Source organism: Micromonospora sp. HUAS YX12 (genome assembly GCF_040215685.1).
GTDB lineage: Bacteria > Actinomycetota > Actinomycetes > Mycobacteriales > Micromonosporaceae > Micromonospora > Micromonospora tulbaghiae.
In genome coordinates, this window is the sequence record NZ_CP157974.1 from 2230251 (window position 1) to 2254918 (window position 24668).

General features: G+C 74.7%; 24 protein-coding genes. 18 read left to right on the forward strand and 6 right to left on the reverse strand.

Features of this window, described 5'->3' with window-relative positions:
• Positions 1 to 41 precede the first annotated feature (41 nt).
• Positions 42 to 962, forward strand: a complete 921-nt coding sequence (locus tag ABIH81_RS10950) for a proline dehydrogenase family protein (RefSeq protein WP_318335822.1) — start codon at positions 42 to 44, stop codon at positions 960 to 962.
• 1 nt (position 963) lies between these two features.
• Here the strand turns inward: ABIH81_RS10950 and ABIH81_RS10955 are convergent, their stop codons facing one another.
• Positions 964 to 1368, reverse strand: coding sequence for a VOC family protein (locus ABIH81_RS10955; protein WP_349880177.1), 405 nt, complete (start codon positions 1366 to 1368; stop codon positions 964 to 966).
• Positions 1369 to 1444: 76 nt separating this feature from the next.
• Here ABIH81_RS10955 and ABIH81_RS10960 point away from each other — a divergent pair, with 76 nt between their 5' ends.
• The 10 genes from ABIH81_RS10960 (at position 1445) to ABIH81_RS11005 (ending at position 11305) form a co-directional block, all read left to right on the forward strand.
• Positions 1445 to 2239 (forward strand): alpha/beta hydrolase, encoded by a 795-nt coding sequence (locus ABIH81_RS10960; protein WP_349880178.1) that lies wholly within the window; start codon positions 1445 to 1447, stop codon positions 2237 to 2239.
• Positions 2232 to 2801, forward strand: coding sequence for a TetR-like C-terminal domain-containing protein (locus ABIH81_RS10965; RefSeq protein WP_349880179.1), 570 nt, complete (start codon positions 2232 to 2234; stop codon positions 2799 to 2801). Before ABIH81_RS10960 ends, ABIH81_RS10965 begins: the two co-directional genes overlap by 8 nt.
• A gap of 175 nt (positions 2802 to 2976) precedes the next feature.
• A complete protein-coding gene (locus tag ABIH81_RS10970) occupies positions 2977 to 4683 on the forward strand; it encodes a hypothetical protein (RefSeq protein ID WP_349880180.1) in 1707 nt (568 codons plus the stop codon).
• A gap of 29 nt (positions 4684 to 4712) precedes the next feature.
• A complete protein-coding gene (locus tag ABIH81_RS10975; protein WP_349880181.1) occupies positions 4713 to 6107 on the forward strand; it encodes an efflux RND transporter periplasmic adaptor subunit in 1395 nt (464 codons plus the stop codon).
• Positions 6104 to 6997, forward strand: a complete 894-nt coding sequence (locus ABIH81_RS10980) for an ABC transporter ATP-binding protein (protein WP_349880182.1) — start codon at positions 6104 to 6106, stop codon at positions 6995 to 6997. Before ABIH81_RS10975 ends, ABIH81_RS10980 begins: the two co-directional genes overlap by 4 nt.
• On the forward strand, positions 6994 to 8178 hold the full coding sequence (locus tag ABIH81_RS10985) for an ABC transporter permease (RefSeq protein ID WP_349880183.1): 1185 nt from the start codon (positions 6994 to 6996) through the stop codon (positions 8176 to 8178). Before ABIH81_RS10980 ends, ABIH81_RS10985 begins: the two co-directional genes overlap by 4 nt.
• A gap of 215 nt (positions 8179 to 8393) precedes the next feature.
• A complete protein-coding gene (locus ABIH81_RS10990) occupies positions 8394 to 8603 on the forward strand; it encodes a helix-turn-helix domain-containing protein (RefSeq protein ID WP_013288759.1) in 210 nt (69 codons plus the stop codon).
• A gap of 221 nt (positions 8604 to 8824) precedes the next feature.
• Positions 8825 to 8926, forward strand: a complete 102-nt coding sequence (locus tag ABIH81_RS10995) for an AURKAIP1/COX24 domain-containing protein (protein WP_007465623.1) — start codon at positions 8825 to 8827, stop codon at positions 8924 to 8926.
• Between the two features lie 121 nt (positions 8927 to 9047).
• Positions 9048 to 10121, forward strand: coding sequence for an NAD-dependent epimerase/dehydratase family protein (locus ABIH81_RS11000; RefSeq protein ID WP_349880184.1), 1074 nt, complete (start codon positions 9048 to 9050; stop codon positions 10119 to 10121).
• Positions 10122 to 10447: 326 nt separating this feature from the next.
• Positions 10448 to 11305, forward strand: a complete 858-nt coding sequence (locus ABIH81_RS11005) for a lysophospholipid acyltransferase family protein (protein ID WP_120574119.1) — start codon at positions 10448 to 10450, stop codon at positions 11303 to 11305.
• 6 nt (positions 11306 to 11311) lie between these two features.
• On the opposite strand, the gene ABIH81_RS11010 is transcribed toward ABIH81_RS11005, so the two are convergent.
• From ABIH81_RS11010 to ABIH81_RS11020, 3 genes are all read right to left on the reverse strand, one after another.
• Positions 11312 to 12190 carry an HAD-IB family hydrolase gene (locus tag ABIH81_RS11010; RefSeq protein ID WP_349880185.1) on the reverse strand — a complete coding sequence of 293 codons (879 nt, stop codon included), beginning with the start codon at positions 12188 to 12190 and terminating at the stop codon, positions 11312 to 11314.
• 112 nt (positions 12191 to 12302) lie between these two features.
• A complete protein-coding gene (locus tag ABIH81_RS11015) occupies positions 12303 to 13160 on the reverse strand; it encodes a DUF5667 domain-containing protein (RefSeq protein ID WP_349880186.1) in 858 nt (285 codons plus the stop codon).
• 290 nt (positions 13161 to 13450) lie between these two features.
• Positions 13451 to 14422, reverse strand: a complete 972-nt coding sequence (locus ABIH81_RS11020) for an ECF subfamily RNA polymerase sigma factor, BldN family (RefSeq protein ID WP_349880187.1) — start codon at positions 14420 to 14422, stop codon at positions 13451 to 13453.
• A gap of 495 nt (positions 14423 to 14917) precedes the next feature.
• Between ABIH81_RS11020 and ABIH81_RS11025 the strand changes: the two genes are divergently transcribed.
• The 3 genes from ABIH81_RS11025 to ABIH81_RS11035 are packed head-to-tail and all read left to right on the forward strand — an operon-like array spanning position 14918 to position 17504.
• A complete protein-coding gene (locus ABIH81_RS11025) occupies positions 14918 to 16594 on the forward strand; it encodes an AMP-binding protein (RefSeq protein ID WP_349880188.1) in 1677 nt (558 codons plus the stop codon).
• Positions 16584 to 16838 (forward strand): glutaredoxin family protein, encoded by a 255-nt coding sequence (locus ABIH81_RS11030; protein ID WP_013288752.1) that lies wholly within the window; start codon positions 16584 to 16586, stop codon positions 16836 to 16838. The genes ABIH81_RS11025 and ABIH81_RS11030 overlap by 11 nt, the downstream gene beginning before the upstream one ends.
• Before the next feature lie 24 nt (positions 16839 to 16862).
• The gene (locus tag ABIH81_RS11035; RefSeq protein WP_349880189.1) at positions 16863 to 17504 is read left to right on the forward strand and encodes an HAD hydrolase-like protein; all 642 of its coding nucleotides are present in this window, start codon (positions 16863 to 16865) and stop codon (positions 17502 to 17504) included.
• Positions 17505 to 17513: 9 nt separating this feature from the next.
• Here ABIH81_RS11035 and ABIH81_RS11040 read toward each other — a convergent pair whose 3' ends face one another.
• Positions 17514 to 18170: a response regulator transcription factor gene (locus ABIH81_RS11040; RefSeq protein WP_349880190.1), complete on the reverse strand. Its 657-nt coding sequence runs from the start codon at positions 18168 to 18170 to the stop codon at positions 17514 to 17516.
• A 102-nt stretch (positions 18171 to 18272) separates the two neighbouring features.
• A complete protein-coding gene (locus tag ABIH81_RS11045) occupies positions 18273 to 19577 on the reverse strand; it encodes a sensor histidine kinase (protein WP_349880191.1) in 1305 nt (434 codons plus the stop codon).
• Between the two features lie 389 nt (positions 19578 to 19966).
• Between ABIH81_RS11045 and ABIH81_RS11050 the strand changes: the two genes are divergently transcribed.
• The 4 genes from ABIH81_RS11050 to ABIH81_RS11065 are packed head-to-tail and all read left to right on the forward strand — an operon-like array spanning position 19967 to position 24667.
• Positions 19967 to 20737, forward strand: a complete 771-nt coding sequence (locus tag ABIH81_RS11050; RefSeq protein WP_349880192.1) for a redox-sensing transcriptional repressor Rex — start codon at positions 19967 to 19969, stop codon at positions 20735 to 20737.
• Entirely contained in the window at positions 20734 to 22107 is a 1374-nt protein-coding gene (locus ABIH81_RS11055) for a glutamyl-tRNA reductase (protein ID WP_349880193.1), read from the forward strand. The genes ABIH81_RS11050 and ABIH81_RS11055 overlap by 4 nt, the downstream gene beginning before the upstream one ends.
• Positions 22104 to 23090 carry a hydroxymethylbilane synthase gene (gene hemC / locus ABIH81_RS11060; protein ID WP_349880194.1) on the forward strand — a complete coding sequence of 329 codons (987 nt, stop codon included), beginning with the start codon at positions 22104 to 22106 and terminating at the stop codon, positions 23088 to 23090. The genes ABIH81_RS11055 and hemC overlap by 4 nt, the downstream gene beginning before the upstream one ends.
• Positions 23087 to 24667, forward strand: a complete 1581-nt coding sequence (locus ABIH81_RS11065; protein WP_349880195.1) for a uroporphyrinogen-III synthase — start codon at positions 23087 to 23089, stop codon at positions 24665 to 24667. Before hemC ends, ABIH81_RS11065 begins: the two co-directional genes overlap by 4 nt.
• Position 24668: the final 1 nt, after the last annotated feature.

Below are 24668 nucleotides of genomic sequence, written 5' to 3' on the forward strand. Positions count from 1 at the left end.
GCACCCGGCGGGGGCCCGGCGGTGAGCGTTACGCTCGGCTCATGCTCCGTTCCGTCATCCTCGCCGCCTCCCGGTCATCCCAGGTGGAGCGGCTCGTCGCGACGGCCCCGTTCACCCGGGACGTCGTCCGCCGGTTCGTCGCCGGCGCCGCCACCGACGACGCGCTGCGCGCCACCCGCGAGCTGGTCGCCGACGGCCAAGCGGTCACCCTCGACTACCTGGGCGAGGACACCACCACCCCGGAGCAGGCGAACGCCACCCGGGACGAGTACCTCACGCTGCTGAGCCGCCTCGCCGCCGCCGGGCTCACCCCGGCCGCCGAGGTCAGCGTGAAGCTGTCCGCGCTGGGCCAGATGTTCGACGAGCAGCTCGCGTACGACAACGCGCGGGCGATCTGCGCGGCGGCCGACGCGGCGGGCACCACCGTCACGCTGGACATGGAGGACCACACCACCACCGACTCGACGCTGGACATCCTGGCGAAGCTGCGCAAGGACCACCCGGGTACGGGCGCGGTGCTCCAGGCGTACCTGCGGCGGACCGAGTCGGACTGCCGGGAGCTGGCCTCCGCCGGGTCGCGGGTGCGGCTGTGCAAGGGCGCGTACAAGGAGCCGGAGTCGGTGGCGTACCAGTCCGCCCGCGAGGTGGACAAGTCGTACGTGCGCTGCATGAACGTGCTGATGTCCGGCGACGGCTACCCGATGCTCGCCACGCACGACCCGCGGCTGATCGCGATCGGCGAGGACCGGGCGCGCTGGTTCGACCGCGACCCGGGCCGGTTCGAGTTCCAGATGCTCTACGGCATCCGCCCGGAGGAGCAGCAGCGCCTGGTCGGCGAGGGCTACACGGTGCGGACGTACGTCCCCTACGGCGACCAGTGGTACGGGTACCTGATGCGCCGGCTCGCGGAGCGCCCGGCCAACCTGGCGTTCTTCGGCCGCGCGGTGCTGTCGAAGAAGTGAGTCAGTCGTTCGACCAGGCCCGGGTGCACAGCACGAGGCGGTAGCCGTCCGGGTCGGTGAACGTGACACCCCACCTGTCCCAGTACGGGCCGGCGGAGACCCTGGTCCCGCCGGCCCGTTCCAGTCTCGGGACCAGTTCGTCGTCGGCCGGGCCGTCGAGGTAGAGCACGAACAGGTCCTCCCCGGTGGGACGCGGCTCGACCGCGAGCGTCGGGCCGCCGACCAGCTCCAGGTGCCAGCCGGCCCCGGGCAGGCCGAGCATCACCAGATCGTGCTCGTCCGCGTGACCGCCCTCGCTCCGGTAGAGCACGTCCAGGCCCAGCCCTTGCGTCCAGAACCGTTCGGCGGCGGCGAGGTCGCGGCTCGGGCGGGCGAGGCGTACGTGGGTGTCGGCGGTGATCGGCATGCCCGGGATCGTGCGACCTCACCCCGGGTTGAGGTCAAGCTTGACGGGCTTGGCTAATGACATTAGCTTTATGGCTATGACAGTTAGCCAGGTGGCGCGGGACGGCGGCACGATCGCGTACGAGGTGCACGGATCGGGGCCGCTCGTGGTCCTCTCGCACGGCATGGGGGAGAACCGGGCCGCCTTCCGGCACCTGACGCCCCGGCTGGTCGCGGCCGGTTACCGGGTCGCCTCGGCCGACGTACGCGGGCACGGCGACTCCAGCCCGCACTGGCCCACGTACGCCCCCGAGCAGGTCGGCGGCGACCTGCTCGCCGTGGTGCGGGCGCTCGGCGGCGGGCCGGCCACCCTGGTCGGCAGTTCGTCCAGCGCCGCCGCGGTGGTCTTCGCCGCCGCCGAGGCGCCCGAGCTGGTGAGCGGCATCGTGCAGGTCAGCCCGTTCGTCGGGACCCCGAAGCCGAACCCGCTGATGCGGGTCGCGCAAGCAGCCGTACTCCGTAGTCCCCGGCTGTTCGGGCTGTTCCACCGCACGCTGTTCCCGTGCGGGCGCCCGGCGGACGACGCCGTGTACCGCAAGGAGCTGGTCGCCAAGCTGCGCGGCCGGATGGCCGCGGTGCGCGGCGTGATCGCGCCGGTCGGCCCGCACTGGACCGCGCGGGCGCCCGAGGTACGCCGGCCGGTGCTGGTGCTGATGGGCACGAAGGATCCGGACTTCCCCGACCCGGGCGCCGAGGCACGGGCCGCGCGGCGACTGTTCGCCGTCGCCGAGGCCCGCATGATCGCCGACTCCGGGCACTACCCGCACGCCGACCGGCCCGACGCCACCGCCGCCGACCTGGTCGAGTTCCTGGCGGTGACCGCACATGCCTAGGGCCGGTCTGACCCCGGCGACTGTCGTGCGGGAGGCCGCCGCGCTCGCCGACGAGGCCGGCTACGACCGGCTGACCCTGGCCGCGCTCGCCGCCCGGCTCGGCGTCGCGCTGCCGAGCCTCTACAAGCACGTCCGGGGCGTGGACGCGCTGCACCAGAAGCTCGCCGTGCTCGCCACCGCCGAGATCGCCGACGTGCTCACCACCGCCGCCGCGGGTCGCTCCGGTGGCGACGCGTTGCGCGCCGTCGCCGCCGCCTACCGGGCGTACGCGCGGCAGCACCCCGGCCGCTACCCGGCCGCCCAGCGGGCGCCCGACCCGGCCGACCCCGAACACCTGGCCGCCGGAGAACGCGCGGTCGGCGCGGTCCGGGCGATCCTGCTCGGGTACGGCCTCGACGGCGACGCCGCGACCGACGCCATCCGGATGTTCCGGGCCGCCGTGCACGGCTTCGTCGCGCTGGAGGCGGCGGGCGGGTTCGGGCTGCCCCGCGACACCGACCGTTCCTTCGGCGAACTCGTCGCCGGCCTGGACCGTGCCTACCGCTCCTGGGAGAACCGATGAAGGCGCTGCTGCTCGGCGTGATCTTCCTGCTGGAACTGGCCCTCGGCGCCCCGATCTGAGAGATCTTGGAAGGATTCGGCCCCTCCGGGGGCACTTTCCTACCAAGATCTCGGAGCGCGGCGGAACAGTGACGGGACTCTTTCCCGGAACGCCCGATTGGTCGTACCCTTCGCCCGTGACCGACGGCGACGAGCAGCCTCCCGGCCGGACGACGGACGGCGACGAGCCTCGTTCCACCGACAGCACCACCCCGGGCCCCGTCCCCGTCGCCGACGTGGACGCCGCCGACGCAGAACCGCCGTCGGCGGACCGCGCCGACGCCGCACCCCGGCCCGCCGTCGCCGCTCCGGCGGGCGAGGGCGAACCCGCGCCCGTGTCGAGCGAGAACGCCGACAGCGCGCCCGATCCCGGCGACCCGGCAGCGGACGCCAGCCCGCCCCCGCGCCCGGCCGGGACGATCGAGGCGGACGCGGGCCCACCCTCCCGCCCGGCCGGGGCGATCGAGGCGGACACTGGCCTGCCGTCACACCCCGTCGCGTCCCCGGTCGCGGGCACGAGTCAGTCGCCGCACCCCGTCGCGGTACCTGCGCCGTGCCCCGTACCCCTGGCGCACGTGGGCGAGCAGACGCGGGCGGTGCGGACACGGCGGCGGTGGCCGCTCTGGACCGTGCTCGGTCTGGCGCTCGGCCTGGTGGCGGGCGCGGTGCCCGGCGTACTCCTGCGGCAGTCGGCACCTGATGCGGCCGGGCGGTCGGCCGCGAAGGACGACCCGGGCACGGCGGCGCAGCGGCGGCTCGGCGAGCGGATGCTCGCGCTGCTGGACCGGCAGGCCGCCGCGCTCGTCGGCGCCGACCGGGCCGGCTTCCTCGCGATCGCCGAGCCGGCGGCCCGGCCGGCGCTGGGCCGCCGGTACGCGGCGCTGCGGGCGCTGCGGGTCACCACCTGGCGGCCGGCGGCCGACGGGGTGCCGGAGGCGGTCGACGGGCGGCCGGGGGAGTGGCGGTTCGTGGTGACCGTCGGCTACTGCTTCGTGGTGCCGGACTGCGCGCCGAGCACCGTGGAGCTGGGCGCGCGCTGGCGGCTGGCGGGGACGGAACCCCGGCTGACCGCGCTGGAACCGTCCGGGGCGGACCCGGCCGGTGTACGGCCGTGGCAGGCGAACGACCTGGCGGTGGCGGTCGGCAAGCGGGTGGTTGTGGCCACCACGCCGGCCCAGCGGCGCAAGCTGCCCGGCCTGCTCGCCCAGGCCGAGACCGCAGCCCGGGCCGCGGACCGGTACGCGATCGGCGGCCGGCCGCCGGACCGGTACCTCGTCTACTACGCCGGGAAGGGCGAGTGGCAGCGCTGGTACGGCGGCGGGCGGCCGAAGTGGACAGCCGGTTACGCGGTGGGTGTCGGGGGTGGACGCCACGACGTCGTGCTCAACGCCCAGATCGTCACCCCGGCCGGCCTCGACGACCTGCTTCGGCACGAGCTGACCCACGCCGCCTCGCTGCCCGACCGGGGCTACGCCGACCGCGCGGACTGGTGGCTGGTGGAAGGGCTGGCCGAGTACGCCGGGGCCGACGGGCAGCCCGTGCACCGCTACGACGGCCTGTCCGAGGTGCGGAACCTGCTGCGCGGCGGGTGGTCCGGGCGGCTGGACGCGGTGGCGCCCGCCGACGACGCGAGCGACGACCGGGTCGGCGGCGCGTACGGCGTGGGCTATCTGGCCGTACGCCATCTGGTCGACAGGTACGGCGAGCAGCGGATGCTGGACTTCTACCGGGCCGTGGTGCACCAGGGCCGGACCCCGGAGCAGGCCGCCGACGAGGTGTTCGGCGACCCGTGGTCGATGCTGCACGACGACTGCGTCGGCTACGTCCGGGCCGTCGTCGGCTGACACCTCGACGCCTGTCGACGGGTCGTAGCATGGGCCGGGTGGCCCGCACTCCCTCGCCGCGGCTGCCCGCGGCCCGCCGCCCCCGTCTCGTCACCGCAGTGCTCGCCGTCGTCGCGCTGACCGGCACGACCGCCGCGTCCTGCGGCGACGACGCCCCGGCGGTCACCGTCGCCGAGGTGGGCCGCGCGCCGGTCAGCGAGGTGATCGACGCCCCGGCCACCGTCACCGCGCGGGCCGCGGCCACGCTCACCGCACCCGCCGACGGCACGCTGGCCCGCCTGCGGGTCCAGCCGGGACAGCGGGTGAGCCGGGGCCAGGTTCTCGCGGTGATCGACTCACCGTCGGCCCGGGACCGCCTGGCGAAGGCGCGGGACGCGCTGCGTGCGGCGAAGCGGGCCGGGCGGGGCGCCGGCACGGGCGACCTGGGCGGCAGCCGGCGCGGCACCGACCGGGCCGCCGACGAGGCGTTCGCCGCCGCCCGCGCCGCCGCCGGCAAGGTCGGCGACCCGCAGGTACGCGCCGCGCTGCTGCTCCAGGTCCAGTCGGCGCAGCGGCAGTACGAGTCGGCCGCCCGCGCCGCCGACCGGGCGGTCGCTCAGGTGCAGCGCGGCGTGGCCGGCCTGAACAGCGCCCTCGGCGCGCTGTCGGCCGCGCAACGACTCCAGGCCCAGCAGGCGTACGACCTGGCGAAGGCGACTGTGGACGCGCTGACGTTGCGCGCGCCGATCGCCGGTGTGGTGCAGCCGGGCGGCACCCGGGCGGCGCCGGCCGACCTGGCCGGGCTGCTCGGTGCGGCAGGTGGCGCGGCGGTGCCCGGCCTCGACCCGTCGGCGCTCGGCACGGGCGGGCAGGGCGGCCCGCCGCCCGGGGTGGACGACGCGATCCCAGCCGGTGGCCGGGTCACCGCCGGCACGCCGGTGTTCACCGTCGTGGACATCGGCCGGCTCGGCCTGCTCGCCGAGGTGGACGAGACCGACGTGCTGCTGGTCCGGGCCGGGGTGCCCGCGTCGGTCGAGCTGGACGCGGTGACCGGCGCGACGTACGACGCGACGGTGCGCTCGGTCGACGTGCTGCCCACCAGTTCGGCCCGGGGCGGCGTCACCTACCGGGTCCGGCTCGACCTCGGTGCCGGACGCCTCGGTGAGGCCGAGGCCGCCCCGGCGCCCCGGCCGGGCATGAACGCGGTGGTACGCCTGCGGGTGCGGGAGGCCACCGACGCGGTGGCGGTGCCGGCGTCGGCGGTGTTCTCCGCCGACGGGCGGGACGCCGTCTGGGTGCTGCGCGACGGCCGGGCCGACCGGGTGCCGGTGACCGTCGGCGTGCAGGGGCAGGACCTGGTGCAGATCGTCGACGGCGTACGGGCCGGTGACCGGGTCGTGGTGCGCGGCGCCGACCAGGTGCGCGACGGCCAGGAACTGCCGTGACCGTACCGGCGATCGAGGCGGTCGACGTCTGGCGCACGTACGAGCTGGACGGGGTGTCGGTGTCCGCGCTGCGCGGGGTGTCGCTGACCATCGGCCAGGGCGAGTACGTGGCGGTGATCGGCCCGTCCGGCTCGGGCAAGTCGACGCTGATGCACCTGCTCGGCGGGCTGGACCGGCCCAGCGGCGGCCGGCTGGTGATCGGCGGGCGGGACGTGACCACGCTCACCGCGCCGGAGCTGGCGACGCTGCGCAACGAGACGATCGGCTTCGTGTTCCAGGCGTTCCACCTGCTGGCCCGTACGTCGGCTGTGGACAATGTGGCGTTGCCGCTGGTCTACCGGGGTGTCGGGGCGCGGCAGCGGCGGGAGCGGGCGGCGGCGATGCTGGGCCGGGTCGGGCTCGGCCACCGGTTGCACCACCGGCCCAACCAGCTCTCCGGCGGCGAGCAGCAGCGGGTGGCGATCGCCCGGGCGCTGGTCACCGAACCGGCGGTGCTGCTCGCCGACGAGCCGACCGGCAACCTGGACACCGCCACCGGCGAGGCGGTGCTGGAGCTGCTGGAGCGGCTGAACGCCGAGTCCGGGGTGGCGCTGGTGATGGTGACCCACGACCAGGAGGTGGCCGCTCGGGCACACCGGCGCATCGCGGTACGGGACGGGTTGATCCGGTCCGACACCCTTCATGATCGACCGCCGTCGGACGGCTCCGGCGTACCTGCGACACTGGACCCCGCTCCCAGCGCGGAGCCCCGGTCCGCGTCCGGAAGCGGCCCGGGGCACCCGCCCGGTGGCCCCGGTGGCGCCACCAGGGCCACCGGGCGCCTTCCGCGGGCCGAGGAGCGACCTCGGGTCGAGGGCCGCCTCCCGCACGACGGCGGGAACGCCGGATGAGGCTGGCCGAGGCGTGGCGGGTGGCGTCGGACGCGCTGCGGGCCAACCGGATGCGCAGCCTGCTGACCATGCTCGGGGTGATCATCGGGGTGGCCTCGGTGGTGATCCTGGTGGCCATCGGCACCGGCACGAAACAGCAGGTCGAGCAGCAGGTCGAAGGGCTCGGCTCGAACCTGCTGCTGGTGGTGCCGGGCCGGATCGAGGTGGGTAACGCACCGGTGGTCTCGCCGCTGGACCTCAGCGACGCGGACGCGGTCTCCCGGGTGGTCGGCGACCCCGGCCGGGTCGCCGTCACTGTGGCCTCCGGCGCGACCGCGCGAGCCGGCAACCGGTCCGACTTCACCACCGTGCAGGGAGTCCTGGAGACCACCCCGTCGGTGTTCACCCGGTCGCTGTCGCGGGGCCGCTACCTCACCGGGGCGGAGGTGGACACCAGCCGCCGGGTGGCGGTGCTCGGCGACTCGGTGGCCCGGGCGCTCTTTCCCGACCGCGACCCGCTCGGCCAGCAGGTCACGCTGGCCGGCGTGCGGTTCCGGGTGATCGGCGTCTTCGCCCCGCTCGGGCAGAGCCTCGGCGTGGACCGGGACGACGAGGTGCACGTACCGGTGACGGCGGCGCAACGGCTGTGGGGCACCCAGCGCATCGACGGCATCGCGGTGAAGGCGCCGGATCGGGAGCGGATCGACGAACTCGGCGACCGGATCGTGGCGGAGCTGTCCCGCCGGCACCCGGACACCGAGTTCAGCGCGGTCACGCAGCGGCAGATCCTCGGCGTGCTCGGCGACATCCTGGGCGTACTGACCGGTGTGCTGGCCGCCATCGCGGGCATCTCGCTGCTGGTCGGCGGCGTCGGCGTCTCCAACATCATGCTGGTCTCGGTACGCGAGCGGACCCGCGAGATCGGGCTGCGCAAGGCGGTGGGCGCCCGTCCCCGCGACATCGGCGTGCAGTTCCTGCTGGAGGCGGTGCTGCTCACCTCGGTCGGCGGCCTGACCGGGATGGCGCTGGGCGTGGGTACCGCGCTGCTCGTGGACGCGTTCTCGCCGATCCCGGCGGCGATCACCTGGTGGTCGCTGGCGCTGGCGTTCGGCGTCTCCGCGGCGGTCGGCATCGTCTTCGGCGTGGTGCCGGCGCAGCGGGCCGGACGGCTCGACCCGGTGGTGGCGCTGCGCGCCGAGTAGGTGCAGCGGGCATCCGGATCGGACGAGACACCCGTCCGGGCGAAAAAGCCCTGGTGGACATCGGGTGAACGGCTGTCTCGCCATGATCAAAGGGTGGAAGGGATCGCGCAGGTCACAGCCGTCCCGCTACCGTACTGGTTACACGCGCGTCGCTCGCCGAGGCGGGAACACCTGCCCGGTGACACGCGCCGGGCACGGGAATGGGTCGGTGAGCCATGGCCGGGTCGCAGTCCGACGCACGGCTGTCGGATGTCAGGTTCCTGACCGTCGCCGAGGTGGCGACGGTCATGCGGGTCTCCAAGATGACCGTCTACCGCCTCGTGCACAGCGGTGAGCTGACCGCGGTACGGGTCGGCCGGTCGTTCCGGGTGCCCGAGCACGCCGTGCACGAATACCTCCGGGGCGCCTTCCAGGAGTCCGCCTGAGCCTCGCCGCACCGGTCGGCCGAGTGCGACGAAAAGGGGCATCGACGGGGGCGCGTTGGTCCTGCTGACGCACTCCGGTTAGGCTGGGCCACGACCGTGACCGCTCTCTGGTGTGCCCTGCCCACCACGCCGGTCCGGTCCGTTGTCCGCAAGCGGTTCACGGCACCACCTGCGGTGGTGCCGTCCGGTCCGCCCCGCACGTTGCATCGAAAGGCTGTCGTATGGGCTCGGTGGTCAAGAAGCGCCGCAAGCGCATGGCTAAGAAGAAGCACCGCAAGCTGCTGCGCAAGACCCGCGTCCAGCGTCGCCGTCTCGGCAAGTGACCGGGGCCGGGCTCTGGCCCGGCACCCGGCACCACTTGCCAAACTGTCGACCCTCGGAGGCTCAGGTGATCAGGCCGTGGACGTCCCGGCTCGATCCCGCCTGCCGCTCTAGGCGCACGACATGACCCCCGGTGACACCTCCGGTGCCCCGGGGGTCGTCGTCGTCACCGGGGTCGGTCGCTGGCTCGGCGCCCACGTGGCCGCCCGGCTCGCGGCCGACGAGCGGATCGAGCGCGTCATCGGGGTCGACCCGGCACCACCCAACCCCGAGCTGACCGACCTGCTCTCCGACGTCGAACGGATCCGCCTGGACCTCGACTCGCTCGGCGGCCTCCTGCTCGACCTCGACGTCGACACGGTGGTGCACCTGGCGCTCGTCACCGCCCCCGACCCGCAGCAGGGCGGCCGGGCGGGGATGAAGGAACAGAACGTCATCGGCACCATGCAGTTGCTCGCCGCCGCGCAGCGCGCGCCCCGGCTGCGCAAGCTCGTGGTCCGCTCGTCCACCGCCGCGTACGGGGTGTCGTTCCGCGATCCGGCCGTCTTCACCGAGGAGACCGAGCCGCGCGAGGTGCCGCGCGGCGGTTTCGGCCGCGACATCCTCGACATCGAGGGGTACGTCCGCGGGTTCCGCCGCCGCCGGCCCGACGTCACCGCGACGGTGCTGCGCTTCGCGCCGTTCATCGGGTACGCCGCCGACACCACGCTCACCCGCTACTTCTCCCAGCCGGTGGTGCCCACCGTCTTCGGCCGCGACCCGCGCCTGCAGTTCGTGCACTTCGACGACGCGCTGGAGGTGCTTCACCGATCGGTCGCCGAGGACCACCCGGGCACGTACAACGTCGCCGGGCCGGGAGTGCTGTCGCTGTCGCAGGCGATCCGCCGGGCCGGCCGGGTGGCGGTGCCGGTGCTGGAACCGGGCCTGGCCGGGGTCGCCGCGATCGCCCGCAGTCTGGGCATCGGCCGGTACGGCCTGGACCAGGTGGACCTCTTCGTGCACGGTCGGGTGGTGGACACCAGCCGACTGGAGCGGGAGTACGGCTTCACGCCCCGCTCGACCGCCGCCGCGTTCGAGGACTTCATCCGCGCCCACCACGGCGGCGTCGTGGTCACCCGGGACCAGCTCGCCGCCGCCGAGCAGTTGGTGCTGGAGAGCATCCGGCAGGTCCGCGCGTCGGTGCGGGAGCGCTCGTGAGCAGCCCCGACGAGCGGCGTGACGCGCGTTACGACGTACCGCTGGGTGTGCCGGATCCGGGCGCGGAGCCGGCGCGGCGCAACGGGCACCGGCGGGTGACCGCGCCGTCCGCCCGCCCGGCCGCACCGCCGGACGAGCCGGACACCTCCGCCGACGAGCCGGGCGCTCCGGGTTCGGCCATGCCCCACCAGCCGGCGAAGAAGACGGTGGCGAAGAAGACGATCGCGAAGAAGGCCGTGGCGAAGAAGGCCGTCGCCAAGAAGGCGGTCGCGCAGCAGGCCCCCGCGGACGAGGCGCCGGCCGGTGACACGCCGCCGGGCCCGGCGGTGGCCGACCGGCCGGGGGACCACTGGGACCGCAAGGTGGCCCAGGGACTGGCGTTCCTGCGGCGGCGGCTCGCCGGTGACTACGAGGTCGACGAGTTCGGCTTCGACCCCGACCTGACCGACGCGGTCGTGCACCCGCTGGTCCGGCTGCTCTACCGGGACTGGTTCCGTACCGAGGTCACCGGCGTCGAGCACGTGCCCGCCGAGGGCGCCGGCCTGGTCGTGGGCAACCACTCCGGCACCGTGGCGCTCGACGCGCTGATCCTCTCCACCGCGCTGCACGACCGGCACCCGGCGCACCGCTACCTGCGGCTGCTCGGCGCCGACCTGGTGTTCCGGATGCCCGTCGTCTCCGAGATAGCCCGCAAGACCGGCGGCACCGTCGCGTGCAACCCGGACGCGGAGCGGCTGCTCGGCAACGGGGAACTGGTGGGCGTGTTCCCGGAGGGCTTCAAGGGCGTCGGCAAGCTCTACGCCGACCGCTACAAGCTCCAGCGGTTCGGGCGGGGCGGGTTCGTCTCCGCCGCGCTGCGGACCGGTACGCCGATCGTGCCGGTGGCGATCGTCGGCGGCGAGGAGATCTATCCGATGCTCGCCGACATCAAGCCGCTGGCCCGGCTGCTCAAACTGCCGTACTTCCCGGTCACGCCGACGTTCCCCTGGCTGGGGCCGCTGGGCATGGTGCCGCTGCCGAGCAAGTGGCTGATCGAGTTCTGCCCGCCGATCCCGACCGCGCACCTGCGCGACGCGGCGGACGACCCGCTCGTGGTGTTCAACCTCGCCGACCAGGTGCGGGAGACGATCCAGCAGACGCTGCACAAGCTGCTCGAACGCCGGCCGGACCCGTTCGGCCCCTGAGCCGGTTCAGGCGTCGCGGTGGCGGCGGCGGTGCAGCGCCAGGCCGGCCGTGACCGCGCCGGCGAGCAGCCCGGCGGCCGCGGTGGAGGGCACGGCGATGCGTACGGCCCGCCGTCCGGTGCGGAAGTCGCGCACGTCCCAGCCCCGCTCGCGGGCCTGCCGCAGCAGCGCCGGATCGGGGTTCACCGCCACCGCGCGGCCGACCGCGCAGAGCATCGGCAGGTCGTTCGCCGAGTCGCTGTAGGCCGCGCAGCGGGCCAGGTCCAGCCCCTCCACGGCGGCGAGCTGGGTGACCGCCTCGGCCTTCGCCGGCCCGTGCATCAGGTCACCGACCAGCCGGCCGGTGTACGCGCCGTCGGCCACCTCGGCCACCGTGCCGATCGCGCCGGTCAGGCCGAGCCGGGCCGCGATCACCCGGCCGATCTCGACCGGGGCGGCGCTGACCAGCCAGACCCGCTCGCCCGCGTCGAGGTGACGCTGGGCCAGGCGACGGGTGCCGGCCCAGATGCGCGGCGCCATCAGCTCGTCGAAGATCTCGTCGGCGAGGCGTTCCATGTCGTCGACCCGCCAGCCCTGGACGAAGGCGAGCGCGGCCTCCCTGGCCTGCGACATGTCGCCCGCGTGCTCGGTGGCGAGCAGCCGGAACCGGGCCTGCTGCCAGGCGAACCGGGCCAGGTCTCCGGTGGTGAAGTACTTCCGGGCGGCCAGCCCGCGGGCGAACCAGTAGATCGAGGCGCCCTGCATCATCGTGTTGTCCACGTCGAAGAACGCGGCGGCGGTGGGGTCGGGCGTGACCGTGGTCGCCGGCGCCGACGGGGTCTCCGACCAGCCCGCGGTGTGCCCGTGCGCGTCGGTGCTGACGGTCACCTTCCGGCTCCCGGCCACGGCGACCTCCCTGCCTCGACGACCGCGTACGCCCTCCGCGTCGAGCGTATCCGGCACCGTGTGACGGCCGGGTGTCCGCCGGGAGAAGTGTGGCGCGGTACGCGTCCGCCGCTCAGCGGTCGGCCGGGCAGGTGGCCGGAGCGGGCCCGAGCGTGTCGCTGGCCTGCGGCGCGGGCAGCCCGCAGGCGATCGCCTCGCGGAGCGCGTCGGCGCGCTTGCCGGCCGCGTCGAGCAGGGCCAGCGAGCGGCGGGTGCGGTCCCGGTCGGCATGGTCGGGCCGGTCGAGCAGGCCGCTGACCACCCGGTGCTGGCCGGCCAGGAACGTGTCCACCGCGTCCAGCGCCGCCGGGTCGGAGCGCTGCGCGGCGACCGTGGTCAGCAGGCGTACGCCCTGGCGGGTGTCCGCGTCCATGTCGTCGAGGACGGCGCTGAAACCGAGCCGGTCGTCGCGGACCGAGGCGGCCTCGTCGAGCCGGGTCCGGGCGAAGTCGAGGAAGAGCTGCCCACGGCTGATGTCCGAGCTGGCGAGCGCGAGCTGGGCGCGCTCGGTGGAGCGCTTCATGCCGTACAGGGCGTCACCGGGCAGCGCGTTCTCGCTGGCGGCGGAGATGCCGGACAGGGCGACCGCACCCGCGGCCACGCCGACCAGGATCGCGCCCCGGGCCCGCGCCCGGCGGCCGGTGATGGCGGGCAGCAGCGCGCCGCGTACCCCGGAGGTGCCGGTCTTGGCCGGGACGCCGACGCCCTCGCGTTCGGCGGTGGCCACGAGCATCGCCCGCAGGCCGGTGCGGAACTCGGCGTCCACCTCGACGCCGGGCCGCTCGGCGGTGAGCCGGCGGCTCACCTCGACGAGTGCGGTGAGTTCACCGTCCGCCTTGGACCGGACGTGGTGCCGGCGTCCGCCGTTGGCCTCGTCGAGGAGTTGCGCGAAGCGCTCGGCTCGCCGACGGGAGAAGAGGTCGCTGTCCACCGCGGCACCCCCTCTCGCTGGTCACGGCCGGGCGGCCGTCGTCGTCACCAGCGACCGGTGGCAGCGTGTGGCCCAGGGCCGACCGGGACGGCCGACCTGACCCGCCGGACCGGGTGGCCCGGGGGACGCCGGGACAACCACTGGTCGCACCCGGAGAAACGGACCGCGCCGGGCGCCGGTTACGGCTGGGGCGGCGGCGAAATCACCGGGAGTGATCGGCTTGCGTGGGGCGTCGGGCACGCGACAGCGCCCGGCGCGTGCGCCGGTGAGGGGACGGGTGTGTCTGCCGCTCAGGAGTGGAAGCCGTCGGGCAGCAGCCGGGCCAGCGCCCGGACCGCCCGGTACTGCAGGGCCTTGATGGCGCCCTCGTTCTTGCCCATGGCGCGGGCCGTCTCGGCCACCGAGAAGCCCTGGAGGAACCGCAGCACGATGCACTCCTGCTGCTCCGGGTTGAGCTGCTTGACGGCGGTCAGCAGGGCGACGTTCGTGATGTGCTCCACCACGGCCGCCTCCGGGCTGCCCTCCGGCCCGCGGTCCTCCCGGTCGGCGTCCAGGACGTCACCGGTGGTGACCTCCAGGCGGTAGCGCCCGGACTTGAAGTGGTCGGCGACCAGGTTGCGGGCGATGGTGACCAGCCAGGCGCCGAGGTCGCGCCCCTGCCAGGTGAAGCTGCCGATCCGCTTGAGCGCCCGCAGGAACGTGTCGGAGGTGAGGTCCTCGGCGAGCTGGCGGTTGCCGACCCGGAAGTAGACGAACCGGAAGACGGTGTCCACGTATCGGTCGTAGATCAGCCCGAACGCTTCGGACTCGCCTGCCTGCGCGCGCTCGACCAGCGTCCACACCTCGGTGGCCGGGTCGGACGGGTCGGGGCGGCTGGGGAAGCCGGTGGCGGGCGCGGCGGCCGGTACGGCTGGCAGGACGGCGGTGTCGCCGGTGGTCACCGCCGGCAGGACCGCGGTCTCGGCGGCGGACGGCTCGGCCCCGGTCGCCGCGTCGCCGCGCCGTGCCTGGGCCGGCATGGTCGGGCGGGCCGGGCTGCCCAGGCGGCCGGTCGCGGGCTTCGCGTTGCCGCCCGGGGTCGCGGGGCGGGGCGGTGCCTCGTTCGTGTGGTGCGCGCGGCTGCGTACCCGCCGCCCGTCGCCGCGTACCGCGAGCTGGCCGTCGGCGCCTCGTGGGCCGGGGTCCGCGCGCTCGTTGAGCGGGTTGCGCTGTGCCGGGCCGGTGACGCCGGCCGGTCGTTCGGCGTAACCGAAGGTGGTCACCGCGCCTCCCCAGGCTGAGCGGACAGTGACCGCGCCGGAGGACCGGGTGTCACCCGGTCGGGCACGGCCGGGTCGGGACATGCCGGCGGGCGGCAGATCCCCTTGAGGTGCTGGTCCAATGCGCTCACGGGCACGGGGGCCTCCTCGGGCTGAGGGGTGTCGACTCACGGCAAATGGGGTGAGCCGACCCGAGTGATGATAGGGCCAACGTCACCCACGCGTGGCAAGTCCGTTACACAGAGCGGAAGTATTTCCCGCCAGGTCGCACACATGGCGGACCCGTTGTCCGTCGTGTGTGGTTGACTTTCGCGCCGGAACCTGGTTCGCAGTGGAAAGTCCTGGTCGGAGCCGATTTTCTTTTCGCTCGGCGTGTCGCGGGAGGGGTGCGGCCGGGTCGCCTACGGCTGCCCGCCCCGGCATCGGTGGAGATCCTCATCCCGTGGCTAGGAATCCCACCGTACGGCAATTGCAGTCCCGTGCGGCGGACCCGGCGCGGTGTTCGGGCATGGCCCGGCGGACGCGGCTGTGCCAGACTCAGCCACCGTGCAGGACGCCGCCGAAAGCTCCGCGCCGAACCTCGCCGACCGGCTCCGCCACGCCGCCGCGCAGCGGGGCGGCCGGGCCGCGCTGCACTGGCGCGACCGGACGCTGAGCTGGTCCGAGCTGGACGACGCGGTCACCGCCACCGCCCGGGCGCTACTGGCCGACGCGCCGCCGGCCGACGGAACCGGCCACCCGCCCCGGGTGGCGATCGCGTTCGGCAACACCCCGGACTTCGTGGTCACGTACCTCGCCGCGCTCCGGGCCGGCCTGGTGGCCGTACCGGTCAACCCCACGCTGACCGCCCGCGAGCTGCGGCACGTGCTCGCCGACTCCGGCGCCGCCGTGCTGGTCGGCGCGCCCGAGGTGACCGGGCGGGTGGACGCCGCCGAGCTGCCCGCGCTGCGTGCCGTGCACACCGCGCCGCCGGTCGCCGGCGACGACGCGCCGGCCCGGTTCCCGGCCCGCTCCGGCGACGACCTGGCCGTCCTGCTCTACACCTCCGGCACCGAGGGCCGGCCCAAGGGCGCGATGCTGTCGCACCGGGCGCTCGCCGCCAACCACGACCAGGTCGACCGCATCGAACCGCCGGTGGTCGGCCCCGACGACGTCGTGCTGCTCGCCCTCCCGCTGTTCCACGCGTACGGGCTGAACTCCGCGCTCGGCGCCGTCGTGCGGCACGGCGCGACAGGTGTGCTCGTCGACGCGCCCGGCCCGGCCGGTGCGCTGGACGACATCGCCCGGCACCGGGTCACTGTGCTCGTCGGCGTACCGTCGATGTTCCTGACCTGGTCCGAGGCGGCGCGTGACCCGGCCGCGGCGCTCGCCTCCGTGCGCGTCGCGGTGTGCGGTGCGGCGCCGCTGCCGCTCGCGGCCGGCGCACGCTTCACCGAGCTGACCGGGCACCCGGTGCACGTCGGCTACGGGCTCACCGAGACCGCGCCGGTGCTCACCTCGACGCTCGTCGGCGGCGAGCCGAAACCGGGCTCGATCGGCCGCCCGCTGCCCGGCGTCGGGCTGCGCCTGACCGGGGCCGACGGCACCGAGCTGTGGCGCGACGGAGTGCCCGCCGACGCCCCCGACGAGGACGAGATGGACCTCTCCGACGAGCCGGCGGGCACCGACCCCGGGCAGATCGTGGTACGCGGCCCGAACCTGTTCTCCGGTTACTGGCCGGACGGGCGGGGCGGGCCGGACCCGGACGGCTGGTGGCCCACCGGCGACGTGGCCTACGCCGACGGCGACGGCGACCTGTTCCTGGTCGACCGGCTCGGCGAGCTGATCCTGGTCAACGGCTTCAACGTCTACCCGCACGAGGTGGAGCTGGTGCTCCAGGCGCACCCCGGGGTGGCCGAGTCGGCCGTCCTGGGCGTGCCGCACCCGCGGACCGGCGAGACTGTGCGGGCGTACGTGGTCCGGGCGGCCGGCCCGCCGGTGACAGCGGACGATCTGCTCGCACACTGCGCACGTAACCTGGCCCGGTTCAAGTGCCCGGCCGCCGTCGAGTTCGTCGACAGCCTGCCGTACTCGGCGATCGGGAAGGTACGCAAGACCGAGCTGCGCCCGGCGCCCGCGGTGCCGTCGCCGGCGTCGCCGACCGAGATCCGCACGGAGGTATCCGATGTCCAGTGACCCGAGGCTCATCCTGATCACCCGGCCCGGCTGCCACCTGTGCGACGACGCGAAGGCCGCGCTCGACCGGGTGGTGGCGGTCACCGGCGACCGCTGGGTGGAGCGGGACGTGACCGGCGACCTGGAGATGGAGCGCGACTACGGCGACCGGCTGCCGGTGGTCCTGCTCGACGGCAAGGAGCACGGCTACTGGCGGGTCGAGGAGGACCGGCTGCTGCGCGATCTGACCACGCCGCAGCTCTAGCACTATGGTGCTCGGGTGACGGGTATGCGACGCCACCTCGTGTGGGACTGGAACGGAACGCTCCTCGACGACCTCGACCTGGTGGTCCAGGCCACGAACGTCGCCTTCGCCAGCGCCGGCGGACCGGCGGTCACCGCGGCCGAGCACCGGGTGCGGTTCCGGCGGCCGATCGCCGACTACTACGCCGAGATGCTCGGCCGGGCCGTGGACGCCGAGGCGTTCGGAGTGCTCGACCGGGTCTTCCACGACGCGTACCGGGCCGGGCTGACCACCTGCGCCCTGGCCGCCGACGCCACCACCGCGATCGAGTCCTGGGAGGGCAGCCAGTCGCTGCTGTCCATGTGGTTCCACGACGAGCTGGTGCCGACCGTGCACACGTACGGGCTGACCCCGCACTTCCGCCGGGTGGACGGGCTGCGCGCCACGGTCGGCGGCGGGCGCAAGGCCGAGTGGCTGGAGAAGCACCTGGCCGAGCTGGGGCTGGGCGGGCACGAGGCGGTGCTGATCGGCGACTCGCTCGACGACGCCGACGCGGCCGCCTCGGTCGGCGCCCGCTGCGTCCTCTACACCGGGGGCCTGTCCGACCCGGACCGGCTGCGCGGCAGCGGCCACCCGGCCGCCGACACGCTCACCGAGGCGGTGACACTGGCCCGTACGCTCGCCTGACCCGCCCGGTCAGGCGCGCAAATGGGCCAGGACGGCCAGGACGCGGCGGTGGTGGGTGGTCGCGTCCGGCGGCAGGTCGAGCTTGGTGAAGATGTTGCGGACGTGCTTCTCGACCGCGCCGTCGCTGACCACGAGCGCCCGGGCGATGGCGGTGTTCGAGCGGCCCTCGGCCATCAGCGCCAGCACCTCGCGCTCGCGCGGGGTCAGCGACGCCAGCGGGTCGTCGCGGCGCCGCCGGACCAGCAACTGGCTGATCACCTCCGGGTCGAGCACGGTGCCGCCGGCCGCCACCCGGGCCAGGCCGTCCAGGAACTCGTCGATCGCGGCGACCCGGTCCTTGAGCAGGTAGCCGATCCCGCCGCCGGCCCCGCCCGCGGTGTCCAGCAGGTCGTCGGCGTACGACACCTCGACGTACTGGGACAGCACCAGGATCGGCGTGCCCGGCACGCGGCGGCGGGCCTCCACCGCGGCGCGCAGTCCCTCGTCGGTGTGTGACGGCGGCATCCGCACGTCCACCACCGAGACGTCGGGCCGGTGCGTCACCACCGCCTCGACCAGCGCGTCACCGTCACCGACGGCCGCCACCACCTCGTGCCCGTACTCGGTCAGCAGCCGGACCAGCCCCTCCCGGAGCAGTACGGCGTCGTCCGCGATCACCACCCGCATGGGTCCGGTGTCTATCACGCCCGGACCCCGTGCCCGCCCGGCGACCCGGATGCCGGGCGCGCCACGCCGGCGCGCGACGGCCCGGAGTCCGGGCGAACCGGGTCACCTCGGCAGTTCGGCGTGGATCCGGGTCGGCCCGCCGGCCGGGCTGTCCACCTCCAGGGTGCCGCCCGCCGCCCGGACCCGGTCGGCGATGCCGCTGAGCCCGTGCCCCTTGGCCAGGTGGGCGCCACCGGCCCCGTCGTCGGTGACGGTGATCTCCAGCCGGCCCACCTTCCGGGTGACCTCCGCCCGGCAGGCGGTCGCCCGGCTGTGCTTCGAGACGTTCGTCAGGGCCTCGGCCACCACGAAGTACGCGGTGCTCTCCAGCCCCGGGTCGAGCCGCCCGGCGGCGGTGCCCAGGTCGTCGTCCACGGTCAGCTCGGTGGGCACCAGGGCGCGGGCCGCGAGCGCGGCGAGCGCGCTGGGCAGGCCCCGGTCGACCAGGATCGGCGGCGCGATGCCCCGGGACAGGGCACGCAGCTCGTCCAGCGTCTCCCGGGTCTGCGCGACCGCCTCGTCGAGCGTCTGCCGGGCCGCCTCCGGGTCGGCGGTGAGCTGGTGGCGGGCCCGGCCGAGGTCCATGGCGAGCCGGACCAGCCGCTGCTGCGGGCCGTCGTGGATGTCGCGCTCCAGCCGGCGCAGCGCGACCGCCTCGGCCGAGGCGGCGGCCCGCTTCTGCTCCTCCAGGGTGACGATCCGCTGCCGCATCTCGGCCACGCCGGTGAGCAGCGAGTACGCCAGCCCGGCCTGGAGGCGGGCGCAGCCGCGCGCCACCAGCGGGAGGGTGAACAGGGCGAACAGCCCGATCGCGGTGTTCAGGGCGATCCGCGCGCCCGGCCCGTCGCCCATCCCGAGGAGCTGGCTCAGGTCCTGGTCCTCCGGCCCACGCGGGATGGCCCAGTCGTAGGTGATGTAGAGCGTGCCGCCCAGGGCCAGCACCCACCAGACCACCAGCAGTACGAACGTGGGCAGCGCCACGAGCAGCCGGACGAACGCGTGCAGCAGGTCGAGCCACGACTGCGCGTCCCGGATCGGGGTGAACACCCGGCGCCAGAACCCGGCGCCCGGCTCCGGCCTGCGGTAGACCGGGCGTACCCGGGGCCGGTCCAGCACCCCGGCGAGCCGGAGCCGCTCGATGTCGGCCAGCCCGCGGGCCGCGTAGAGGAGGCCGGCGAGGATCGGCAGCCCGAGCGTGGTCACCAGCAGCCCGGCGCTGACTGAGATCCCCACCACTGCCAGCACGAAGCCGACGAGCGCCAGCGGGAAGCCCACCAGTACGTAGGTGGTGTCGCGGCCGAGGCGGCGCAGGAGCCCCCGGACGGGAGACAGCGGAGTGGGCGCGGTGGCGAGTGGTACGGCGGTCATGGTTCGAGGCTATGGGCGCGGGACCCGCCCACCCATCCCGCACGCTGGCCTCTTCGGGGTGGGGTTCTCCCTACTGGAAACGTGAGTCTCGCCTCGCCACGCCGGTCACGGAGCGCTACGGGCCCCGCGCGATTGGTCAGGGAAGTCTGGATTGAGCAATAATCGCCACGCGCCGCCGAGAGACGCGGTTGATCGATCTTGCGGGAATGGAGGGGCAGGTGAATGCGCGTCGCGAGCTTTCAAGATCGCGATTTGTGCACCCCTTCACAAACACCTACTCTGTAGTTCCGACGCGCCCTGCTAGCACAGCCGGCAATCTCGGTCGCCAGCGGGAGTCCCGAAACGACCGGCCGTCGTCGCTGGTCGAGGATCGCACCGCACGGAGTCTCATGAGCCAGCACCGTCAACCAGGCGCGCCCGGTCGCACCGGTGCCGTACCGGCGCTTCCGGACCTGCCGGAGGCGACCGTGTCCCGGCTCCCGGAATACCTGCGTGCGCTGCACGCGCTCGCCGACGCCGGGCACGAGACGGTGTCCAGCGAGGGCCTCGCCAACGCCGCCGGCGTCAACTCCGCGAAGCTCCGCAAGGACCTGTCCCACCTCGGCTCGTACGGCACCCGGGGCGTCGGCTACGACGTCGCGCTGCTGGTCGACCAGATCTCCTCGGTGCTCGGGCTCACCCAGTGCCGGACCGTCGCGCTCGTCGGCGTGGGTAATCTCGGTCACGCCCTGGCCGGCTACGACGGCTTCGCCAACCGCGGATTCCGCATCGCCGCGCTGCTCGACGCCGACCGGTCCCGCGTCGGCGAAGAGATCAACGGCCTGGTCGTACGGCACGTCGACGAGCTGCCCCAGGTCGTCGCCGAGGAGTCGATCTCGATCGGCGTCATCGCCACCCCCGCCCCGGCCGCCCAGGCGGTCGCCGACCAGTTGGTCGCCGTCGGCGTGACGAGCATCCTCAACTTCGCGCCGTGCGTACTCTCGGTTCCGGACGGGGTCGACGTGCGCAAGGTCGACCTCGCCATCGAGCTGCAGATCCTGTCCTTCCACGAGCACCGCAAGGCATCGCTGACCGCGCTCCCCGCCACCGGCGGGTCCGCCCTCACCGCCCTGCCCGGCGGACTCGCGGCCACCGACACCCAGGAGGCGATCGGCACGTGAAACTGCTCGTCGTCGGCGCGTCCTACCGCACCGCCCCGGTCGCCACCCTGGAACAGCTGGCCGTCCCGCCCGCCGACCTCACCCGCACGCTGGACCGCCTGATCGCCCAGCCGTACGTCGCCGAGGCCGTCCTGGTCTCCACCTGCAACCGGGTGGAGGTCTACGCCGCCGTCTCCGGGTTCCACGGCGGGCTCGGCGACATCTGCGCGGTGCTGGCCGACCAGGCCGGCTGCCAGCCGGCGGCGCTCGCCCCGCACCTCTACGTGCACTACGACGCCGCCGCCGTGGACCACGTCTTCCGGGTGGCCGCCGGGCTCGACTCGATGGTGGTGGGCGAGGCGCAGATCCTCGGCCAGCTCCGCGACGCCTACCACTCCGCCGGTGGCGCCGACTCCGCCGGCCGCCTGCTGCACGAGCTGATGCAGCAGGCGCTGCGGGTCGGCAAGCGCGCGCACGCCGAGACCAACATCGACCGGGCCGGGCAGAGCGTCGTCACCGCCGCCCTCGACCTCGCCGCCGAGATGCTCGACGGCGACCTGGCCGGCCGGCCCGCCATGGTGGTCGGCGCCGGCGCGATGGGCTCGCTGGGCGTGGCCACGCTGTCCCGGCTGGGTGCCGGCCCGCTCACCGTGACCAACCGGGGCGCCGCCCGTGCCGTCCGGCTCGCCGAGTCGTACGGCGCGTCCGCCGTGCCGATGGCCGAGCTGATCACCGCGCTCGCCGATGTCGACGTCGTGGTCGCCGCCACCGCCGCCACCGAGCCGGTGCTGACCCGCGACGTGGTGACCCGGGCGCTGGCCCGCCGGGACGCCGACCGCGGGCCGCTGGTCCTGCTCGACCTGGCCGTCCCGCGCGACGTCGAGCCCGGCGTCGCCGAGCTGCCCGGCGTCGAGGTGATCGACATCGACCGGATGGCCGCCGTCCTCGCCGACGGACCGGCCGCGGCCGACGCCGCCGAGGTGGCCCGGATCGTGACCGGCGAGGTCGAGGCGTTTCTGAGCTGGCTGCGCGGCGCCGACGTCGCGCCGACGGTGGCCGCGCTGCGCGGCCGGGCCGAGGACGTCGTCACCACCGAGCTGCGCCGGCTCGGTCAGCGCCGGCCCGACCTCAGCGACGACCAGCGTGCCGAGGTCGCCCGGACCGTGCACCGGGTGGTGCAGCGGCTGCTGCACCAGCCGACCGTACGGGTCCGCCAACTCGCCGCCGAGCCCGGCGGCGACCAGTACGCGGCGCTGCTGCGCGAACTGTTCGACCTGGACGTTCCGCAGACGTCCCCGGTCGACACCGTTCCCGACGTGGTCGCCACCGACCTCGACGGCCGGTCGTCGTTCGACGCCGCCGACGTCCCGCCCACCGGAGGTGCGCGATGACCGCCCCCCTTCGCCTCGGTACCCGGGGCAGCACGCTGGCCCTGGCCCAGTCCGGCCACGTCGCCGAGGCTCTCACCGCGGCCACCGGCCGGCCGGTCGAGCTGGTCGAGGTGGTGACCGCCGGCGACCGGTCCACCGCCCCGGTGCAGCGGCTCGGCGTCGGTGTGTTCGTCTCCGCGCTGCGCGACGCGCTGACCGCCGGCGAGATCGACTTCGCCGTCCACTCGTACAAGGACCTGCCCACCGCGGCGGCGCCCGGCCTGCACGTGGCGGCCGTGCCGCCCCGGCAGGATCCGCGCGACGCGCTCGTGGCCACGAACGGCCGTACGCTCGCCGAGCTGCCGCCCGGCGCCCGTGTCGGCACCGGCGCGCTGCGCCGGATCGCCCAGTTGCACGCGCTGGGCATGCAGTTGGAGGTCACCCCGATCCGGGGCAACATCGACACCCGGCTCGGCCGGGTGCTCGGCCCGGACGCCGACCTCGACGCCGTCGTGCTGGCCCGTGCCGGGCTCAACCGGATCGGGCGCGCCGACGCCATCACCGAGACGCTCGACCCGATGCTCATGCTGCCCGCGCCCGCCCAGGGTGCGCTGGCCGTCGAGTGCCGGGCCGACGACCAGGACGTGATCGAGCTGCTCGCGCTGCTCGACCACGCACCGTCCCGTGCCGCGATCATCGCGGAACGGGCGCTGCTGGCCACCCTGGAGGCAGGCTGCAGCGCACCCGTGGCCGCGTACGCCGTCCTCGCCGAGGGCGAGCCCACCGACGAGGGCGACGTCAATCAGGAGATCTACCTGCGCGGTGCGGTGATCAGCCCGGACGGTACCCGTGACCTCCGGCTGTCCCGCACCGGAACGCCCGCCGACGCGGCGGAGATCGGCAAGGCACTCGCCGCCGAACTCCTCGAACTCGGCGCCGACTCGATCCTCGGCCAGGACGCACAGGCCGGCCCGGGGACCCAGCAACTTGGGAGCACAGAATGACCCGCACCCGTAAGCCCGTAGGCCAGATCGCATTCGTCGGGGCCGGTCCCGGCGACCCGGGCCTGCTGACCCGCCGGGCGCTGGACGCCCTGGTCGAGGCCGACCAGGTGGTCTACGACCGGGGCGTACCCGAGTCGCTCCTGGCGCACGTCCGCGCCCAGGCCCGGCCCGACGCCGAGTTCAGCCCTGCCGAGGGCGTACCGGGGGACGTGGCGAAGGTGCTGATCTCCGCGGCCCGATCCGGGCAGAACGCCGTGCACCTGGTCGCCGGTGACCCGTTCGGCCACGACTCGGTGGTCAAGGAGGTGCGGGCGGTCGCGCGTACCGCCGCGCACTTCGAGGTGGTGCCGGGCGTCGGCCAGGCCGAGGGCGTGGCCACCTACGCGGGTGTCCCGCTGCCGGGCGTACGCACCGCCGCCGACGTCGAGGACGTCACCGCGCTGGACTTCGAGGCGCTCGCCACCGCCGTCGCCCGGGGTTCGCTGGCGCTCGCCGTGGACGCCGGTGACCTGGCCGCCGTCCGGGACGGCCTGCTGGCCGCCGGCGTCGACGGCACCACCCCGGTCGGGGTGACCGGCGACGGTACCGGCGAGACGCAGTACACCACCACGTCGAGCGTGGACTCCTTCGTCGCGGCGGCGCTCGGCTTCACCGGCCGGGTGGTGCTCACCGTCGGCGCGGCCGTCACCGACCGCGACAAGCTGAGCTGGTGGGAGAACCGCCCGCTGTACGGCTGGAAGGTGCTGGTGCCCCGCACCAAGGAGCAGGCCGGCGTGATGAGCGCACGGCTGCGCGCGTACGGGGCGATCCCGTGCGAGGTGCCGACCATCGCGGTCGAGCCGCCGCGCACCCCGGCGCAGATGGAGCGGGCGGTCAAGGGCCTGGTCGACGGCCGGTACGCCTGGGTGATCTTCACCTCGGTGAACGCGGTCCGGGCGGTGTGGGAGAAGTTCGCCGAGCACGGCCTCGACGCCCGCCACTTCGGCGGCGTGAAGATCGCCTGCATCGGTGACGCCACCGCCGAGGCGGTCCGCGCCTTCGGCATCCAGCCCGAGCTGATCCCCTCCGGGGAGCAGTCCTCCGAGGGCCTGCTGGCCGAGTTCTCGCCGCACGACGAGATCCTCGACCCGGTCGGCCGGGTGCTGCTGCCGCGCGCCGACATCGCCACCGAGACCCTGGCCGCCGGCCTGACCGAGCGGGGCTGGGAGGTCGACGACGTGACCGCGTACCGGACCGTCCGGGCGGCGCCGCCGCCCGCCGAGATCCGCGACGCGATCAAGTCGGGCGGGTTCGACGCGGTGCTGTTCACCTCGTCGTCCACGGTGCGGAACCTCGTCGGTATCGCGGGGAAGCCGCACGCGCGGACCGTTGTTGCAGTGATCGGGCCCAAGACGGCGGAGACCGCCACCGAGTTCGGCCTGCGCGTCGACGTGCAGCCGCCGCACGCCTCGGTGCCCGACCTGGTGGAGGCGCTCGCCGCCTACGCCGTCGAGCTGCGGGAGAAGCTCGCCGCCATGCCGGCGAAGCAGCGCCGGGGCTCCAAGGTGCAGGGCCCGACCGCCCTGCGGTTCCGCTGAC

Excerpts from the sequence above, each read along its gene's own strand:
- ABIH81_RS10950 (WP_318335822.1), top strand. The coding sequence starts at position 42 with ATGCTCCGTTCCGTCATCCTCGCCGCCTCCCGGTCATCCCAGGTGGAG.
- ABIH81_RS10955 (WP_349880177.1), bottom strand. The coding sequence starts at position 1,368 with ATGCCGATCACCGCCGACACCCACGTACGCCTCGCCCGCCCGAGCCGC.
- ABIH81_RS10960 (WP_349880178.1), top strand. The coding sequence starts at position 1,445 with ATGACAGTTAGCCAGGTGGCGCGGGACGGCGGCACGATCGCGTACGAG.
- ABIH81_RS10965 (WP_349880179.1), top strand. The coding sequence starts at position 2,232 with ATGCCTAGGGCCGGTCTGACCCCGGCGACTGTCGTGCGGGAGGCCGCC.
- ABIH81_RS10975 (WP_349880181.1), top strand. The coding sequence starts at position 4,713 with ATGGGCCGGGTGGCCCGCACTCCCTCGCCGCGGCTGCCCGCGGCCCGC.
- ABIH81_RS10985 (WP_349880183.1), top strand. The coding sequence starts at position 6,994 with ATGAGGCTGGCCGAGGCGTGGCGGGTGGCGTCGGACGCGCTGCGGGCC.
- ABIH81_RS10990 (WP_013288759.1), top strand. The coding sequence starts at position 8,394 with ATGGCCGGGTCGCAGTCCGACGCACGGCTGTCGGATGTCAGGTTCCTG.
- ABIH81_RS10995 (WP_007465623.1), top strand. The coding sequence starts at position 8,825 with ATGGGCTCGGTGGTCAAGAAGCGCCGCAAGCGCATGGCTAAGAAGAAG.
- ABIH81_RS11000 (WP_349880184.1), top strand. The coding sequence starts at position 9,048 with ATGACCCCCGGTGACACCTCCGGTGCCCCGGGGGTCGTCGTCGTCACC.
- ABIH81_RS11030 (WP_013288752.1), top strand. The coding sequence starts at position 16,584 with ATGTCCAGTGACCCGAGGCTCATCCTGATCACCCGGCCCGGCTGCCAC.
- ABIH81_RS11035 (WP_349880189.1), top strand. The coding sequence starts at position 16,863 with ATGCGACGCCACCTCGTGTGGGACTGGAACGGAACGCTCCTCGACGAC.
- ABIH81_RS11040 (WP_349880190.1), bottom strand. The coding sequence starts at position 18,170 with ATGCGGGTGGTGATCGCGGACGACGCCGTACTGCTCCGGGAGGGGCTG.
- ABIH81_RS11045 (WP_349880191.1), bottom strand. The coding sequence starts at position 19,577 with ATGACCGCCGTACCACTCGCCACCGCGCCCACTCCGCTGTCTCCCGTC.
- ABIH81_RS11050 (WP_349880192.1), top strand. The coding sequence starts at position 19,967 with ATGAGCCAGCACCGTCAACCAGGCGCGCCCGGTCGCACCGGTGCCGTA.
- hemC (WP_349880194.1), top strand. The coding sequence starts at position 22,104 with ATGACCGCCCCCCTTCGCCTCGGTACCCGGGGCAGCACGCTGGCCCTG.
- ABIH81_RS11065 (WP_349880195.1), top strand. The coding sequence starts at position 23,087 with ATGACCCGCACCCGTAAGCCCGTAGGCCAGATCGCATTCGTCGGGGCC.